The 13447-nt window shown below is 69.3% G+C and carries 13 protein-coding genes, 1 tRNA gene and 1 pseudogene; 7 read left to right on the forward strand and 8 right to left on the reverse strand.

Going from position 1 to position 13447, the window contains the following annotated elements:
• Nucleotides 1-27: 27 nt before the first annotated feature.
• Nucleotides 28-354, reverse strand: a complete 327-nt coding sequence (locus tag AU193_RS07375) for a type VII secretion target (RefSeq protein WP_064421712.1) — start codon at nucleotides 352-354, stop codon at nucleotides 28-30.
• 516 nt (nucleotides 355-870) lie between these two features.
• Between AU193_RS07375 and AU193_RS07380 the strand changes: the two genes are divergently transcribed.
• Nucleotides 871-2223: a MinD/ParA family protein gene (locus tag AU193_RS07380; RefSeq protein ID WP_082682878.1), complete on the forward strand. Its 1353-nt coding sequence runs from the start codon at nucleotides 871-873 to the stop codon at nucleotides 2221-2223.
• A gap of 12 nt (nucleotides 2224-2235) precedes the next feature.
• On the opposite strand, the gene AU193_RS07385 is transcribed toward AU193_RS07380, so the two are convergent.
• Nucleotides 2236-2967 (reverse strand): helix-turn-helix domain-containing protein, encoded by a 732-nt coding sequence (locus AU193_RS07385; RefSeq protein WP_064421713.1) that lies wholly within the window; start codon nucleotides 2965-2967, stop codon nucleotides 2236-2238.
• 308 nt (nucleotides 2968-3275) lie between these two features.
• Here AU193_RS07385 and AU193_RS07390 point away from each other — a divergent pair, with 308 nt between their 5' ends.
• A complete protein-coding gene (locus AU193_RS07390; RefSeq protein ID WP_064421714.1) occupies nucleotides 3276-3566 on the forward strand; it encodes a WhiB family transcriptional regulator in 291 nt (96 codons plus the stop codon).
• Between the two features lie 209 nt (nucleotides 3567-3775).
• On the opposite strand, the gene AU193_RS07395 is transcribed toward AU193_RS07390, so the two are convergent.
• Nucleotides 3776-5341: an acyl-CoA carboxylase subunit beta gene (locus AU193_RS07395; protein ID WP_064421715.1), complete on the reverse strand. Its 1566-nt coding sequence runs from the start codon at nucleotides 5339-5341 to the stop codon at nucleotides 3776-3778.
• A 96-nt stretch (nucleotides 5342-5437) separates the two neighbouring features.
• Between AU193_RS07395 and AU193_RS07400 the strand changes: the two are divergent.
• The 4 genes and pseudogenes from AU193_RS07400 to AU193_RS07415 all read left to right on the forward strand — a co-directional run bounded on the left by AU193_RS07400 (nucleotide 5438) and on the right by AU193_RS07415 (nucleotide 8008).
• Nucleotides 5438-5856, forward strand: a pseudogene (locus tag AU193_RS07400) (EVE domain-containing protein).
• A 15-nt stretch (nucleotides 5857-5871) separates the two neighbouring features.
• Nucleotides 5872-6837, forward strand: coding sequence for a pirin family protein (locus AU193_RS07405; protein ID WP_064421716.1), 966 nt, complete (start codon nucleotides 5872-5874; stop codon nucleotides 6835-6837).
• Nucleotides 6838-6844: 7 nt separating this feature from the next.
• Nucleotides 6845-7177: a GNAT family N-acetyltransferase gene (locus AU193_RS07410; RefSeq protein ID WP_064421717.1), complete on the forward strand. Its 333-nt coding sequence runs from the start codon at nucleotides 6845-6847 to the stop codon at nucleotides 7175-7177.
• Between the two features lie 27 nt (nucleotides 7178-7204).
• Nucleotides 7205-8008 (forward strand): acyl-CoA thioesterase domain-containing protein, encoded by an 804-nt coding sequence (locus AU193_RS07415; RefSeq protein ID WP_064421718.1) that lies wholly within the window; start codon nucleotides 7205-7207, stop codon nucleotides 8006-8008.
• 93 nt (nucleotides 8009-8101) lie between these two features.
• Here AU193_RS07415 and AU193_RS07420 read toward each other — a convergent pair whose 3' ends face one another.
• From AU193_RS07420 to AU193_RS07440, 5 genes are all read right to left on the reverse strand, one after another.
• Nucleotides 8102-9061: a hypothetical protein gene (locus AU193_RS07420; RefSeq protein ID WP_064421719.1), complete on the reverse strand. Its 960-nt coding sequence runs from the start codon at nucleotides 9059-9061 to the stop codon at nucleotides 8102-8104.
• Between the two features lie 127 nt (nucleotides 9062-9188).
• Nucleotides 9189-9668 (reverse strand): nitroreductase family deazaflavin-dependent oxidoreductase, encoded by a 480-nt coding sequence (locus AU193_RS07425; RefSeq protein WP_064421720.1) that lies wholly within the window; start codon nucleotides 9666-9668, stop codon nucleotides 9189-9191.
• 4 nt (nucleotides 9669-9672) lie between these two features.
• A complete protein-coding gene (locus AU193_RS07430) occupies nucleotides 9673-10173 on the reverse strand; it encodes a pyridoxamine 5'-phosphate oxidase family protein (RefSeq protein ID WP_064421721.1) in 501 nt (166 codons plus the stop codon).
• A 60-nt stretch (nucleotides 10174-10233) separates the two neighbouring features.
• Nucleotides 10234-11412, reverse strand: coding sequence for a hypothetical protein (locus AU193_RS07435; RefSeq protein WP_064421722.1), 1179 nt, complete (start codon nucleotides 11410-11412; stop codon nucleotides 10234-10236).
• Between the two features lie 107 nt (nucleotides 11413-11519).
• Nucleotides 11520-11602: transfer RNA gene (locus tag AU193_RS07440), tRNA-Leu, on the reverse strand.
• A gap of 258 nt (nucleotides 11603-11860) precedes the next feature.
• On the opposite strand from AU193_RS07440, the gene AU193_RS07445 reads away from it, so the two are divergent.
• A complete protein-coding gene (locus tag AU193_RS07445; protein WP_064421723.1) occupies nucleotides 11861-13354 on the forward strand; it encodes an FhaA domain-containing protein in 1494 nt (497 codons plus the stop codon).
• The last annotated feature ends 93 nt before the right edge of the window (nucleotides 13355-13447 follow it).

Below are 13447 nucleotides of genomic sequence, written 5' to 3' on the forward strand. Positions count from 1 at the left end.
CGTCGTCGATGGGCGTGGCGTCGGTGCTCACGGCCGACCCGTCTGCATCTGGGTGTTCAATGCCGAGGCCGCCGCCTCATCGGTCCTGTCGTAACGCGCGGCGGCCTCGATCAGCATGTCAGACAGCGCGGCCGACGAGTCCGACGCCGCGACGCCCGCGTGGTCTCGCGACGTGAGGACGGCATCGAGCGCATCGGAAGTCGACGCCGCGATCGTGCCGTGGGTGTTGGTGACCGCTGCCTGGATTCCGTCGGCAGCACGACTCATCGCCCGCGTATCGGCGGCCGTGCGGGCATGCCGGGCGGCCAGATCGCCGAGGTGAGCGGCGGAGGCGCGCACGTCGTCGCCGGACATGCCCGTTCACCCCTTCCCTTCGTCGTGCGCGGTGACAAGCCGATGTGGGCACCTCCGGTTTGCGCACAGACCTCTGGTCTTTTGCCGCGGATGACCTCAACACTGGCGGAACCGACTACCCAGGCCCCGTCGCCGCGAGCTAGCGTACCAGCGGTTGGACACCCCTGATCACACCGATATTCGGCGCCCCGGTTCCGCTCGTCGTCGCGCACGAACGACTTTCAGTTAATGCTTCGTGGTCTATCCCAGCGGCATAAGCGCGCCTATGTCTGTTTCAGCAAACCCCGTTGATGAGCTTGGCCACCGCGGCCGCGTGCTGAAGCCGCGCGCTGTCGCCTGCACCGGCAAGCATCCGCGCCGACAGTTGCCGCGCGCCGAGCGTCGGCTCAATGCCGCCCCCAACGTCCCCGAAAATCGGCGGCCTGTGTTAGCTGGCGGTGCGGTCGACGGGCAGCCGCAAGCGTGGTTGATACTGATGCCTGGGGGCCGACAGACAAAGATCCGGAGGAAATCGCATTGACCGACCGCGATGACGCGTTGCGGAGAGAACTCGGCTGGGCGAGCCCCGAAGAATCCGGCCAAGACCCCCCACCACCCTCCGACCCCGAGCCGGCGCAATCGCCGCCACCGGGGTTCCCGGATGCGGAGGCGCCGCGCACCAGTTTCCGCGAGCAGCCCTCCCGCTTCGGCCCGCCACCTGACCCTCTTCGCGACACCGGACCGGTACCGGCCGCGCCCCGTCCCGACCCGCGGATGTGGGGCCGCCCGACCAGGCAGCAGCCGCCTTCGCGTTCTCCGCAGCAGTCCAGTCAGCCGACGAGCGGACCCTGGCCGGTTTCCGGCCCGCAGGGTGGGCTAGGTCCGGGCCCGCAGGGTGGGCTGGTTCCGAACCCGCAGGGCCAGGGCGCACCCCCGCAACCGACGGGCTCCTACGCCGAACGGATCAGGCCCGACGAGTTGGTGCCCCCGCGCAAGGCGGCCCCGACCCGGGGTTGGCGGTTCGCCCTCTACCGGGCCACCTTCGGATATGTGAACCTCGGACCGGGACCGGACGAGGTCCGGCAGACCGAGTTGGAAGCCAAGATCCGCGGCGCGCTGCGTGGTCACTACAAGATCGGGGTGATGGGCAAGGGCGGGGTCGGTAAGACGACCGTCTCGGCGAGCATCGGCTCCGTGTTCGCCGAACTACGCCAGGACGACCGGGTCGTCGCGGTCGACGCGGACACCGCGTTCGGGAAGCTGGGCAGCCGGGTCGATCCGAAGGCCCCGGGCTCGTACTGGGAACTGGCCTCCGACCAGCACCTGGAAACCTTCGCAGACATCCGCGGCCGGGTCGGAAACAACGCCGCCGGGCTCTTCGTGCTCGCCGGTGAAGGCACTCCAGCGCGCCGGCGCGTGCTCGACCCGGCGATCTACCGTGAGGCCACATCTCGGCTGGACCGCTACTTCACGATCTCGATCGTCGACTGCAGTTCGACGATGGACTCCCCCGTCACCCAGGAAGTGCTTCGGGACCTGGACGCACTGATCGTGGTGTCCTCACCGTGGGTCGATGGCGCGGCCGTGGCCGGCCAGACACTGGACTGGTTGGCTGCGCGGGGGCTGACCGGGCTGCTGCAACGCACGGTCATCGTGCTCAACGACTCCGACGGGCACGCCGATAAGCGCACGCGTTCGGTTCTGGCTCAACAGTTTTCGGGTCACGGTCAGAGGGTCATCGAGGTGCCGTTCGACGGGCATCTGCGGCCCGGCGGGGTGATCAACGGGACATCGGAGATGTCCGCGAAGACCCGCCGGCGGTTCCTCGAGATCGCCGCCGCGCTGGCCGAGCACTTCCCCACCACCGACGACCGCAGCCGTGAGCGCTAGCGGTTCTCCGGCTCAGCTGAGTTCGTCGACGAGTGCGGCGATTGCCTCGGCGGCCTCCGCCGGCACCCGCTCTTCCGCCTCGACGTGCGCGATGTCGTCGTCGGAAACCCCTGCCGCCTGGGCGGTTTCGGCGATGGTGAGGTTCGCCCTGCGACGGGCCGCGTAGAGGCGCTGACCCAACGTCGCGCCGGCAGACCGCGCCGCGCGCAACATCAGCTCGTCGTACCGCGTCCGCACCGCGCTCAACGCCTTGATGAGCGGGGGGGTCACCCGGCTGATCCGCGCTGCCCGCGCTGCCACGGCTTCCAGCTGACGGAGGTCGGCCAAGATCTTCGCCGCCTTCGCTCTGAACTCCGGATCCTCGGATGCCGGTAGCGCCGCGATGGCCGCGTCGAACGTCCGTGCGGCGGTGATCACCGCCTCGGCGATCAACGGCACCTCGTCGCTGCGGGGCGCCGCCGCGGAGCGATGATCCTGACCGAGCGGTTCGCCTCGCCGGAGCCCTTCGATCGTGCCCGGCGGCCACCGCAGCACCTCCTCGAGCTTTGCTCGCGTCCGCTCCCGCGGCCAGCTTCTGCCCTTCTCGAACGCGATCAAGGCCCCGGCGTTGATGATGCCGCTCGCGGCGAGGCTGCGTTGGCTGATGTTGAGTTCGCGGCGTCGAGCGGCCGCGACCGCTCCCGCTCGAACCATGCCGGGATCGAGCGCCTCGGTCGATCCGTCGATCGACTCCGGATTGGTCATGGGCGCGGCGGGTCCTCGAGGGCGGGGAGAGACGGTGCCGTAATCGTATCCGCCCTTATGTTGCGCGCTACGGCTTGGGGCGGCGTGGCGGGTGTGAAATCGTGTCGATGCTCCAGTTCATACCCGTGCGCGACTGTTGGTGCTACGCGTATGGGGAGTCCCGATGGCCCCTTATTGCCTGTTCAAGACCGGTATAGCCGAACTCGGACAGCAGAACTCATAATAAACCGTTGCAGCGCTACGGTTTATGCGCTACGTTTTCGGCATCGCAGCCGACGGGCCGCACCCAGCACAGAGGAGCATCGCAGATGAACATGAGTGAGTGGGACGAGACGCCCGTCGGTGCCTGCACCCGGGATCCGGAGCGGTGGACGACCTCGGCCGACGAGCAGGCGAAGGCCATCTGCCGGGCGTGCCCTCGCCGCTGGCTCTGCGCACGGGAGGCGTGCGAGCTACCGCGCGCCGAAGGCCTGTGGGCGGGGATCTTCGTGCCCGAGGCGGGACGCGGCCGCACGTTTGCTCTGCGGCAGCTGAGGTCGCTCGCGGAACGCCACGGCCACCCGGTGCGCGACCGTCGGCTCTACGCCGAACCCGCCTGACCACCGGTGGCCCGCCGCCGGATCGGGGGGTCGGCGGCGGGCGGCCGGCTTGACCGTTGACCTTCGTCCAATCGACGGGAATACCTCTCGGGACCGCCCAGTTGACTGATGCGACGGTGCCGGGCATGCCCCGGGCCCCAATCACAATCGTCGCTTCGGGCGACCACTCGCCGAGAGGCGCAGGCGGCACCGTCCCCGTCTTTTCCTCGCTACCAGGTGTCGACGAACCGTCGGCTCTGGCTACGGCGCGCGTGCGCCGTCGCCGCGGTCAACGTGTTGATCACGACGTCCCGCGTCTCCGCCGGGTCGATCACGTCGTCGATCTCGAACAGCGCGGCGGCGTTGAGCGCCTTGGCGTTCTCCTGTGCGGCCGCCGTCGCCTGCCGCACCCGTTCTTCGCGCTCGTCCTCGTCGGCGATCGCCTCCAGTTCCTTGCGCATCCCCAACCGGACCGCGCCCTCGAGCCCCATCGGTCCCAGGTGTGCACCCGACCATGCCAACGTCAGCGCCGGCTCACGCAGGCTGCCGCCGGTCATCGCCTGTGCGCCCAGTCCATACCCGCGCCGCAGGATCACCGCGATCAGCGGCACCTCCAGTGCCGCGCCCGCCACCAGCATCCGCGACCCCCGCCGCACCAACGCCTCGGCTTCGGCGGCCGGACCCACCATGTAGCCCGGGCAGTCGACCAGCGAGAGCACGGGTAAGCCGAACGCGTCGCACAGCTGTAGGAAGCGTGCCGCCTTGTCGGCGGCGGCGGCGGTGATCGCACCCGCCATCACCATCGTGTTGTTGGCGATGATCCCGACCGGTCGACCGTCGATGCGCGCCAGCGCCGTCACCATCTCCGGCGCGAACTTCGTCCGCAGAAACGTCACCGTTCCCTCGTCGGCCAACGTCTCGATGATCGGCGCGACCTGATACGCCCGGCGGGCACGCTCGGGAACGATTGTGCGCAAACGGGTTTGGTCCGCGACCGGTCCCGGCTCGGTCGTGCCCTGGAAGTATCCGAGCAGCCGTTTCGTCACCGCGACCGCCTCGGCCTCGTCGGCCACGACGACGTCGACCACCCCGTTGGGCGCCTGGACACTGATCGGACCCACCTCGTCCGGTGGCACGTCGCCGAGTCCGCCGCCGGCGATCATCGCGGGTCCGCCCATACCGATCGACGTGTTCTCCGTTGCCACGATCAGGTCCGAGCATCCGGCGATGACGGCGTTGCCCGCGAAGCAGCGGCCATGGACGACGGCGATCCGCGGCACGACCCCCGACAGCGCCGCCCACAGCTTGAAGGCGCGGGCGTCGAGCGCCGAGACCACCGGGATATCGGTGTCGCCCGGCCGTCCGCCGCCGCCCTCGGCGAAGAACACCGTCGGCAGGCGCATCCGCTCGATCAGCTCGAACAGCCGGTCCTTCTTGCGGTGGCCCAGCGCGCCCTGCGTCCCGGCGAGCACGGTGTAGTCGTAGGACAGCACCGCGCACGCGCTGCGCTCGGCACCGAACAGCGCGCCGTTGATCCGCGCCGTTCCGGCGACCAGGCCGTCGGCGGGCGTTCGGGCGATCAGGTCGTCGAGGTCGCGGCGGTGCCGCTGTGCCGCGATGGCGAATCGTCCGTATTCGACGAACGAGCCCTCGTCGACGAGGTCCGCGATGTTCTCCCGGGCGGTCCTGGCGTTCGCCGCGTGCCGCCGGGCCACGGCGTCCGGACGGGCCGCGTCCTCGGTGAGTTCGCGACGTCGCAACAGCTCGGCGTGGTCGTCGTGCGACTCGTCACTCACGGCGTCCGATGCTAATCACGCGCCGCCCATCGAAGTTATCCACAGGCCGGTCTCGCAACGCCGGGAACTGTCGGCCGCCGTGCTTAGCGTGCCGGTATGACGAACTGGATCAACACAGTGAGCCGCGACCACGTCGAACTCGGCGTTCGCGGCCGCTTCACACAGGCGAACCACTCAAGCCCACGATGCTGCGCAGGATGGCGCGCGGCGACTGGATCGTCTTCTACTCCCCGCGCACGGTCTACCCCGACGGCCCGCCGCTTCAGGCGTTCACCGCGATCGGACGCATCGCCGACGACGAGCCCTACCTCGACGCGCCGTCGCCGGACGTCGAACGGTGGCGGCGCAACGTCGACTTCCTCGACTGCTCGGAAACGCCCATCCGTCCCCTCATCGAGCACCTGGACTTCATCGAGGACAAGGCGCGGTGGGGATTCAAGTTCCGCTTCGGGGTGTTCAAGATCGGGGACGCCGATATGGAGGTGATCCGTTCGGCGATGACGGGTGCCGGATAGACCTACTGTGGGTTGATGAGCAACACCGACCCGGCGCCCGCCGAAGTCACCTGTGCGGCAGTCCCGTTCGCGGGTGTCCTGCATCCGCGGGAGGTGCCGCTGGGCGGGCCGCGGGCGATCCGGGTGCGACGGACGCTGCCGCAGCGCGAGCGATCGTTGATCGGGGCGTGGTGCTTCGCCGACCACTACGGCCCCCACGACGTGCGCGGCGGCACGGGAATGGATGTGCCGCCGCATCCGCACACCGGGCTGCAGACCGTCAGTTGGCTGTTCAGCGGTGAGGTCGAACACCGAGACAGCGGAGGCGTTCACGCGATGGTGCGGCCCGGCGAGCTCAATCTGATGACGGCCGGTGCGGGCATCTGCCACTCGGAGGTGTCGACGAGCGCCACCACGATCCTGCACGGCGTGCAGCTGTGGGTGGCACTGCCGGACGCGGCGCGCGACACCGCTCGCGGCTTCGAGCACTTCGCCCCGGCGCCAACGGCGCTCGGCGGTGCGACGCTGCGGGTGTTCATCGGTGAGCTCGAAGGCCTCCGCTCCCCCGTGCGGACGTCCACGCCTCTGCTCGGCGCCCAGGTCGACCTCGACCCCGGAGCGGACCTGACGCTCGAGGTCGATCCGAGCTTCGAGCACGGGGTCCTGCTCGACCACGGCGACGTCGCCGTCGGCGGCACTCCGCTCGAGGTCGCCGACCTGGCGTTCCAGGCCACCGGGGCCGACCGGCTGCACCTGGCGAACCGGGGCGGCCAGCCGGCCCGGCTGGTGCTGCTCGGCGGGCCGCCGTTTCCCGAAGAACTGGTCATGTGGTGGAACTTCGTCGGCCGCAGCCATGACGACATCGCGACGTATCGCAGGCAGTGGGAGGACGGCGACGACCGGTTCGGTGCCGTGCAGGGGTACCGCGGCGCGGTGTCGCGGTTGCCCGCTCCCCCACTACCCAACGTGACGTTGCGTCCCCGGCCCAACCCGGGGGTATAGGGAAACCATGACGACCGACAAGACCGGCGCGCCCACCGAGGTCACCGCCGAAGCCGACCGCTACACCATCGCCGTTGAGGGTAAGAACGTCGGACTCGCCGAGTTCGCCGACCGTGACGGTCAGCGAGTGTTCACCCACACCGAGGTGGACAGCGACTTCGAGGGCCGCGGCCTGGCGACCATCCTGATCAGCGAGGCGCTGCAGAAGACGCGAGAGGCCGGGCTGCGCATCGTGCCCGTCTGCGAGATGGTGGCGTCCTATGTCGAGAAACACGACGAGTTCGCCGACGTCGTCGACCCGGTGTCCGACGACGTCGAACAGTGGCTGGCGAATCGTTAGTTCAGCTAGCCCGCTATCGTCTTGGCGATGGCGGCCGCGTTCTTCACCCAGGACGGTGGCGCCTTCGTGCCCACGCCGATGGCGCGAGGCCCGTGGGGACAGACGATCAGTGGCAACTATGTCGGCGGTCTGCTCGGGCACGTGCTCGAACGCGACGCCGGTGAGCCGGATTTTCAGCCCACCCGCCTGACCGTCGACCTGTTCCGCCCAGCGGCGCTGGCCGCAGTCCGGGTCGAGACCGCCGTCGTCCGGCAGGGCCGCCGCCTCAAACTGGTCGATGCGCTGATGACGCAGGGCGACACGACCGTCGCGCGCGCCGGCGCACTGTTCCTGCGCCGCGGCGATCAGCCCGCCGACGACATCTGGACCTCGCCGCTCACCATGCCTCCGCCGCCGCCCACCCCGGACCCCATCCCGCGCGAGCTGTCGACGTTGGTGTGGACGTACGGCAGGAACTCGCGTGAGCCCGGTCCCGGTGAGGGCTTGGTCAACTGGCAGCACTCGGGCCCGAAACACATCTGGGTCCGCGACTTTCGGCCGCTGGTCGCGGGCGTGGACCTCACGCCGTTCACCCGCGCCGCGATGGCAGGCGACATGGTCAGCTCGTTGACGCACTTCGGGCCCAGCGGCCTGCAGTGGATCAACGCCGATTACACCCTGACGCTGTCGCGGTTGCCGAAGGGTCCCTATCTCGGGCTAACCGCTCTGACACACTTCAGCGACGCGGGAGTGGCCACCGGCACCGCGACCATCGTCGACGAGTACGGCGCGATCGGCAGCGGCGTGGCCAATGCGCTGGCCAACCCCGGCTTCTCCCCGCCCCGTATGTAGTGCGGCGAAGGCGCGACGTGTAGTGCGGCGCGGGTGCCGACGCGAAAGCACCCCGCGGTTTCCCGCGGGGTGCTTCCGGTGCCATTCGAAAGGTCAGCTGATGCCCACGACCTCCTGGGCGATGTCGGCCAGGCGCGTCTGCGCTGCCGACACCAACCGCTGGCGGTTCTTGTGCATCTCCTCGTAGGCGATGATCGTGCGGATGTCGGACGGATCGTCGAGATCCTTCACCGCGGCGACCGCGTCGCTGAGGTTGAGCTCGTCATACCCGGCGATCGGCAGCTCGTCGGCGTCGACGACACCGCTCTCGGCGCGCGCCTTGTGCAGCGCGTCGGCCGCGTCGTCGGCGCCCTCACGGCGGACAACCTTCTCCGCGCTGCGCAGCGCACCGTCACGCGACGCGCTGAGCGCCTTGAGCGTGATCTCGCTGGCACGCTGGGCACGCTCGCGCAGGTCATCGACGGCCGGGCCGGCCGACCGCAGCAGCTCCGCGAGCCGCTCGACCGATTGCGCCGACCACTGCCCCGGCAGGTTCACCAACTTCACCGCGGTGCCCGCGGCGGCCTGCAGCGGGGTGCGCTGCAGCGCGGCCGGACCGCCGAGCGCGTCCTCGGCCAGCACCGTGGTCAGCCAGCTCACCGTCGCCGAGTGCGCGGTGATCAGGCGATCGGCGAGGTCCTGCACAGCCGGCTCCTTGGCGGCGACCGCAAGCGCCTTGACGTAGCGGGCGCGGTCGAGCAGCTGGTCCTCCAGCGCCAAGTCGCCCAGCAGCGCCTCGTCGAACGGCTGTGCCTGTTCGGTGAGCGCCTTGACAGCGGCGGCGGCGCGGCCCAGGAACGGGCCGATCGTGTCGGGGAAGCCGCCCAGGTCGCGGATCGCCTTCTCGATCGCCTCGGCGCGGATACGGCCGTTCTCAGCGTTCTGAGTCAGCTCGCGGCGAACCGCCTCGGTCCGGGCCTGCGCGATCCGAGTCTCGGCGACCTGGATCTCGGTATGGGTCAGGTCGAGGATCGTGCGTAACTGCGTGATCAGAGTGGTCTTGGTGTTGGTCATGGATTTTCGCCCCTTAAGCGTTGACGGTTTTGGTCGGCGCTGGGGTGCACCTGTCCTGTTGGCTACCCGGCTTACGGGGGAAGTCGAACGCTTCAGAGGTGTGAGATGGATCGCAGTCGGCGTGGCGTCAGCGGGGCTGCAGGATGACGACCGGAATCTCGCGGTCCGCCCACGCGCGATAGGTGTCGAAGTCGGCATACGCCTCGACCAGCTTCGGCCACAGCCGGGCGCGTTGCTCGGCCGTCGCGGTCACCGCGCGCACCGGTCGGCGGTCCGAACCGATCTCGATGTGGGCGTCCGGGTTGGCGACCAGATTGCGATACCACTGCGGATCGGTGTCGCGCCCGCCCTGCGAGGCCACGACGATCACGTCGTCGCCGTCGTGGATGTAGACCAGCGGCGACACCAACCGCCTGCCGGACTTGCGCCCGATGTGCTCGAGTAACAGCGTCGGAACGGGTTTCTTGAACCCCGCGCCCACCCGCCAGGTCGCGCCGATCTTTCCGCCGGATCGGCGGTACACCCACACGTGCGCCTTGCCGGCGTGCTTCATGATCTTGGATACGACCGGCGAGTTCAGCTGCTTGGGCTTGTTGTTCGGGTCCATGCGATCAACCTAGATACTGCGCGGTGCTACCACCGAGAGGCATCGCCGGCATCCCGAGCTTGCGGTGGTCCCAGCTGCGGGTGCGCAGCGGCACCACGCGCACGCAGATGCGGTTGTTCATCATCTGGTCGACGAACGGGCGCATGTCCTCGGAATAGGGTCCCGTATAGCGTTCCCACACACTGATTCCCACCCGCAGAACGGTTTCCGGGTCGTCGACGATCTCGGCCCTGCCGTCGATCGAAACTCCGCGCAGCGTGTCGTAGGTGTGGCCGTCCTCGATCATCACGGTAACCGTCGGGTTGCGGCGCAGGTTGACCGCCTTCTGCGATTTGGCCTTGGTCTCGAACCAGATCTCACCGTCGAGCACGGCGTACCACATCGCGACCAGGTGCGGCCGCCCGTCGGGCAGCACGGTCGCCATCGTGGCGGTGCGGCTGCGTTCGATGAATTCGGCGATCTCGTCGTCGGACATGACGATCTTCGCGCGTTCGTTCTTGCCCACGATCCGATCTTGTCAGGTCGTGGCGGCGGCGCCCGCCACCGGATGCCGTTCAGCGCGCCGTCAGCTCATCAGCATGATGTACTGCGCGGCCGTCATCTGTTGCGCCGCAAGCAGGGTCGGGGCGCTGGTCTCGATGGCGTATTCGTCGGCGGTGGCCAGGCAGTAGAAGCTGCCCTCGTCCATGCGCAGGCAGCGGCTGCCGGGCATGTCCGGAACCGAGTTGGCCGGTTTGGCCGTCGCCGACACCTCCTCGGCGAACTCCGAGACCACTTTGTCGGCCCCCGCGCCGTCCTCGGCCTCGTAAACGGTCGACCCCGCCATCGCGACGAGCTCGACGCCGGCACCCGAGAAGAGCTTCGACGACCGCACCGGATCGGACTGGAAGTGAAGCGCGCCCCGTCGTTCGTAGGTCCCACCTTTGGTGAACGTCGGGTCGCGCCCGTCGAGCGGGAGCGTGCGGGCCAGCAGACCGGTCGGGTCGATCGAGATGTCTGCCAGCTCGCTTGCGTCGGTGGCGCGGAACTTGTCGATCTCCGGCGCCTGCAGGTCGAGGGTCTCGGTCACCACCCGGGCGGCGGCCTCCACACCGGCGGTCGCCTGCGCCAGTTGCATCAGCACGTAGGGCCCGTGCGCGGTGAAAGCCCGCACCGCGCCGAATTCCCCGATGTTGCGATCGGTTCCGGTGTGGCTACTGGCCCGCGTCTCCGGGTGGCCGGGGATCTCCACTTCGGGCGATGGTCCGTCGGTGCCCTGCGGCTGCGATATCGCGTCCCCCATGTCGCCGGCCGCGGCCTGCGCAGCGCGGTCGTCGGCGAAGCGCAGCACCGCGTTGAGCAGGATCTGCTTGTTCTTCTCGGTCCGCGTCGTGGCGAAGCCGGTGACGAAGTCGTGCCGGGCGGCCGCCGCCGCGACGTTCATCGGGCCGATCATCGCGAGCGCCTCGGCGCGCGGCAACACCATCGCGCCCACGCCGAACCATTCCGTCAGCGCCTCATCGACCTCCCACGGCCCGATGACATGGTTGGCCAGTCGCTGGCCCTCGAGAACCGTGCCCAGCATCGGGTCGCCGGCGACGCCCAGCGGATCCCTCGGTGCTGTGGGAAAGCGGCCGGGATCCAGCCGATCGAAATCCAGGGCGGGCCCGCCGACGGCCCCGACCGCGGATCCCTCGACGGTCGATGTGCACGCCGTAGCGAGCAGCGCGACGACAGATACGAGCGCAAGGATCGCGTTCCGCATACCCCGGAAATTACCGCGTGGGTGAGGCCCGAGATTCAGGCGTGCCGGGACGTCACGCAAATGAGACGAGCCACCGAAATCCGGTGGCTCGTCTCATTACTTGCCTGTGGGCGAAGGGGGACTTGAACCCCCACGTCCCGAAGGACACTGGCACCTGAAGCCAGCGCGTCTGCCATTCCGCCACTCGCCCCGACAACCGGGGGAGCCTATCACGCACAACACCCGGCACCTCAACCGTACCGCCGGCCCCTGGAGCAGGCACGGCGGTGTTCGGCCGATCGTGATCCCGGGTGCTGAACTGCGACGACTCGATTCTCAGAGTTCTGTTGGTCCCGCTGTCCGGCGCTCGGCCGATACCATGCACATGAACAATGGGGCCAGGCGACACGCTGGCTCCCGTCGCGATGAGCAGCGCCGACGGACGACGACGAGTGAGGCGGGCGGTGACATGGGTCTAGTCGACCGGATCGAGCGCAAGCTCGAGTCGACGGTCGGCGATGCGTTCGCCCGGATCTTCGGCGGTTCGATCGTCCCGCAGGAGGTCGAGGCGATGCTTCGGCGGGAGGCCGACACCGGCGCGCGCGAAGTGCTCGGCGGTCAGGTTTTGGCACCGAACGACTACGTCATTACCCTCAGTGTGCCTGACTATCAGAAGGTGAGCGCCGACCCAGACCTCACGTCAGCGGCTTTTGCCAAGCACTTGGAGGGATACATCCGTGAGCAGGGGTGGCAAACGTATGGTGATGTGGTCGTCAGGTTCGAACAATCATCCACCCTGCACACCGGACAGTTTCGCGCGCGTGGAGCGGTCAATCCCGACACGACCACTGGCGAACCCGCCCCACCACCCCATGTACGTGCGTCCCGCGCAGAATCAGGAGTACCACCGATGAGCGACAACCCGAGCTACCGCGGCGGCCAGGGGCCGGGGAGGCCCGCCGACGAGTACTACGACCGTCCCCAAGACCGTCCCCAAGACCGTCCCCAAGACGATCGCTACGGCCGCCCGGACGACCGCGGGCCGTATCCCCCGCACGAACAGGGCGGCTACCCGCCGCAGGGCGATCCCTACGCTCCCCGCCAGGGCGGCTACCCCGAGCAGGGCGGCTACCCGGACCAGGGTGGCTACCCGGACCAGGGTGGCTACCCGCCGCCGTCGTACGAGCAGCGGCCCCCGGCCGGTTACGGCCCGCCGCAGCACGGCGGCTACCCCGACCAGGGATACCGCCAGGGCCCGGGTGGCTACGGTCCCCCGCCGGGCGCCCAGCCCGGTTACGGCGGCGCCCCCGCGGCTGACTACGACTACGGGCGTCCCCCAGCCCCTGGCCGCCACGAGGAGGGCGGTTATGGCCGTCCCGAGGGCCGTCCCGAGCCTCGACCGTCGTACCCGGATCAGGGCGGCTATCCCGACCAGGGCGGCTACCCCGATCAGGGCGGCTACGGCGGCCAGTCGTACGGACGCCAGGACCAGGGCTACGGCGCCCCGCCGGACTACGGCCGCTACGGTGACGCGCCCGCAGGCGGATACGCCGAACCGGGCTACGCCGAGCCCGCAGGCGGCGGCTACGACTACGGTCAGCCGGCCGGCTACGACTACGGCCAACCGGCCGGCTACGGCCAGGGCGACTACGGTCAGGGCGACTACGGCACGGCTGGCGCGACCGTCACGCTGCAGCTCGACGACGGCAGCGGCCGCACCTATCAGCTGCGCGAGGGCACCAACGTCATCGGCCGTGGCCAGGACGCGCAGTTCCGGCTGCCGGACACCGGGGTGTCGCGGCGCCATCTGGAGATTCGTTGGGACGGTCAGGTCGCGTTGCTGACCGACCTGAACTCCACCAACGGAACGACCGTCAACAACGCGCCCGTCCAAGAGTGGCAACTCGCGGACGGCGACGTGATCCGGCTGGGCCACTCCGAGATCATCGTTCGCGTGCACTGAGCCGCCGGCCGGGGCGGAGAAGCTGTCGCTTCCTCCTCCTGTCGGTAACCGTCCAAGTATCGTGACGGTGCCGAGGCGGCTGCGTGCCGAGGT

Origin of the sequence: Mycobacterium sp. GA-1285, assembly GCF_001499905.1 — a bacterium.
Lineage (GTDB): Bacteria > Actinomycetota > Actinomycetes > Mycobacteriales > Mycobacteriaceae > Mycobacterium.

Excerpts from the sequence above, each read along its gene's own strand:
- AU193_RS07375 (WP_064421712.1), bottom strand. The coding sequence starts at position 354 with ATGTCCGGCGACGACGTGCGCGCCTCCGCCGCTCACCTCGGCGATCTG.
- AU193_RS07385 (WP_064421713.1), bottom strand. The coding sequence starts at position 2,967 with ATGACCAATCCGGAGTCGATCGACGGATCGACCGAGGCGCTCGATCCC.
- AU193_RS07390 (WP_064421714.1), top strand. The coding sequence starts at position 3,276 with ATGAACATGAGTGAGTGGGACGAGACGCCCGTCGGTGCCTGCACCCGG.
- AU193_RS07405 (WP_064421716.1), top strand. The coding sequence starts at position 5,872 with ATGAGCAACACCGACCCGGCGCCCGCCGAAGTCACCTGTGCGGCAGTC.
- AU193_RS07410 (WP_064421717.1), top strand. The coding sequence starts at position 6,845 with ATGACGACCGACAAGACCGGCGCGCCCACCGAGGTCACCGCCGAAGCC.
- AU193_RS07415 (WP_064421718.1), top strand. The coding sequence starts at position 7,205 with ATGGCGGCCGCGTTCTTCACCCAGGACGGTGGCGCCTTCGTGCCCACG.
- AU193_RS07420 (WP_064421719.1), bottom strand. The coding sequence starts at position 9,061 with ATGACCAACACCAAGACCACTCTGATCACGCAGTTACGCACGATCCTC.
- AU193_RS07425 (WP_064421720.1), bottom strand. The coding sequence starts at position 9,668 with ATGGACCCGAACAACAAGCCCAAGCAGCTGAACTCGCCGGTCGTATCC.
- AU193_RS07435 (WP_064421722.1), bottom strand. The coding sequence starts at position 11,412 with ATGCGGAACGCGATCCTTGCGCTCGTATCTGTCGTCGCGCTGCTCGCT.
- AU193_RS07445 (WP_064421723.1), top strand. The coding sequence starts at position 11,861 with ATGGGTCTAGTCGACCGGATCGAGCGCAAGCTCGAGTCGACGGTCGGC.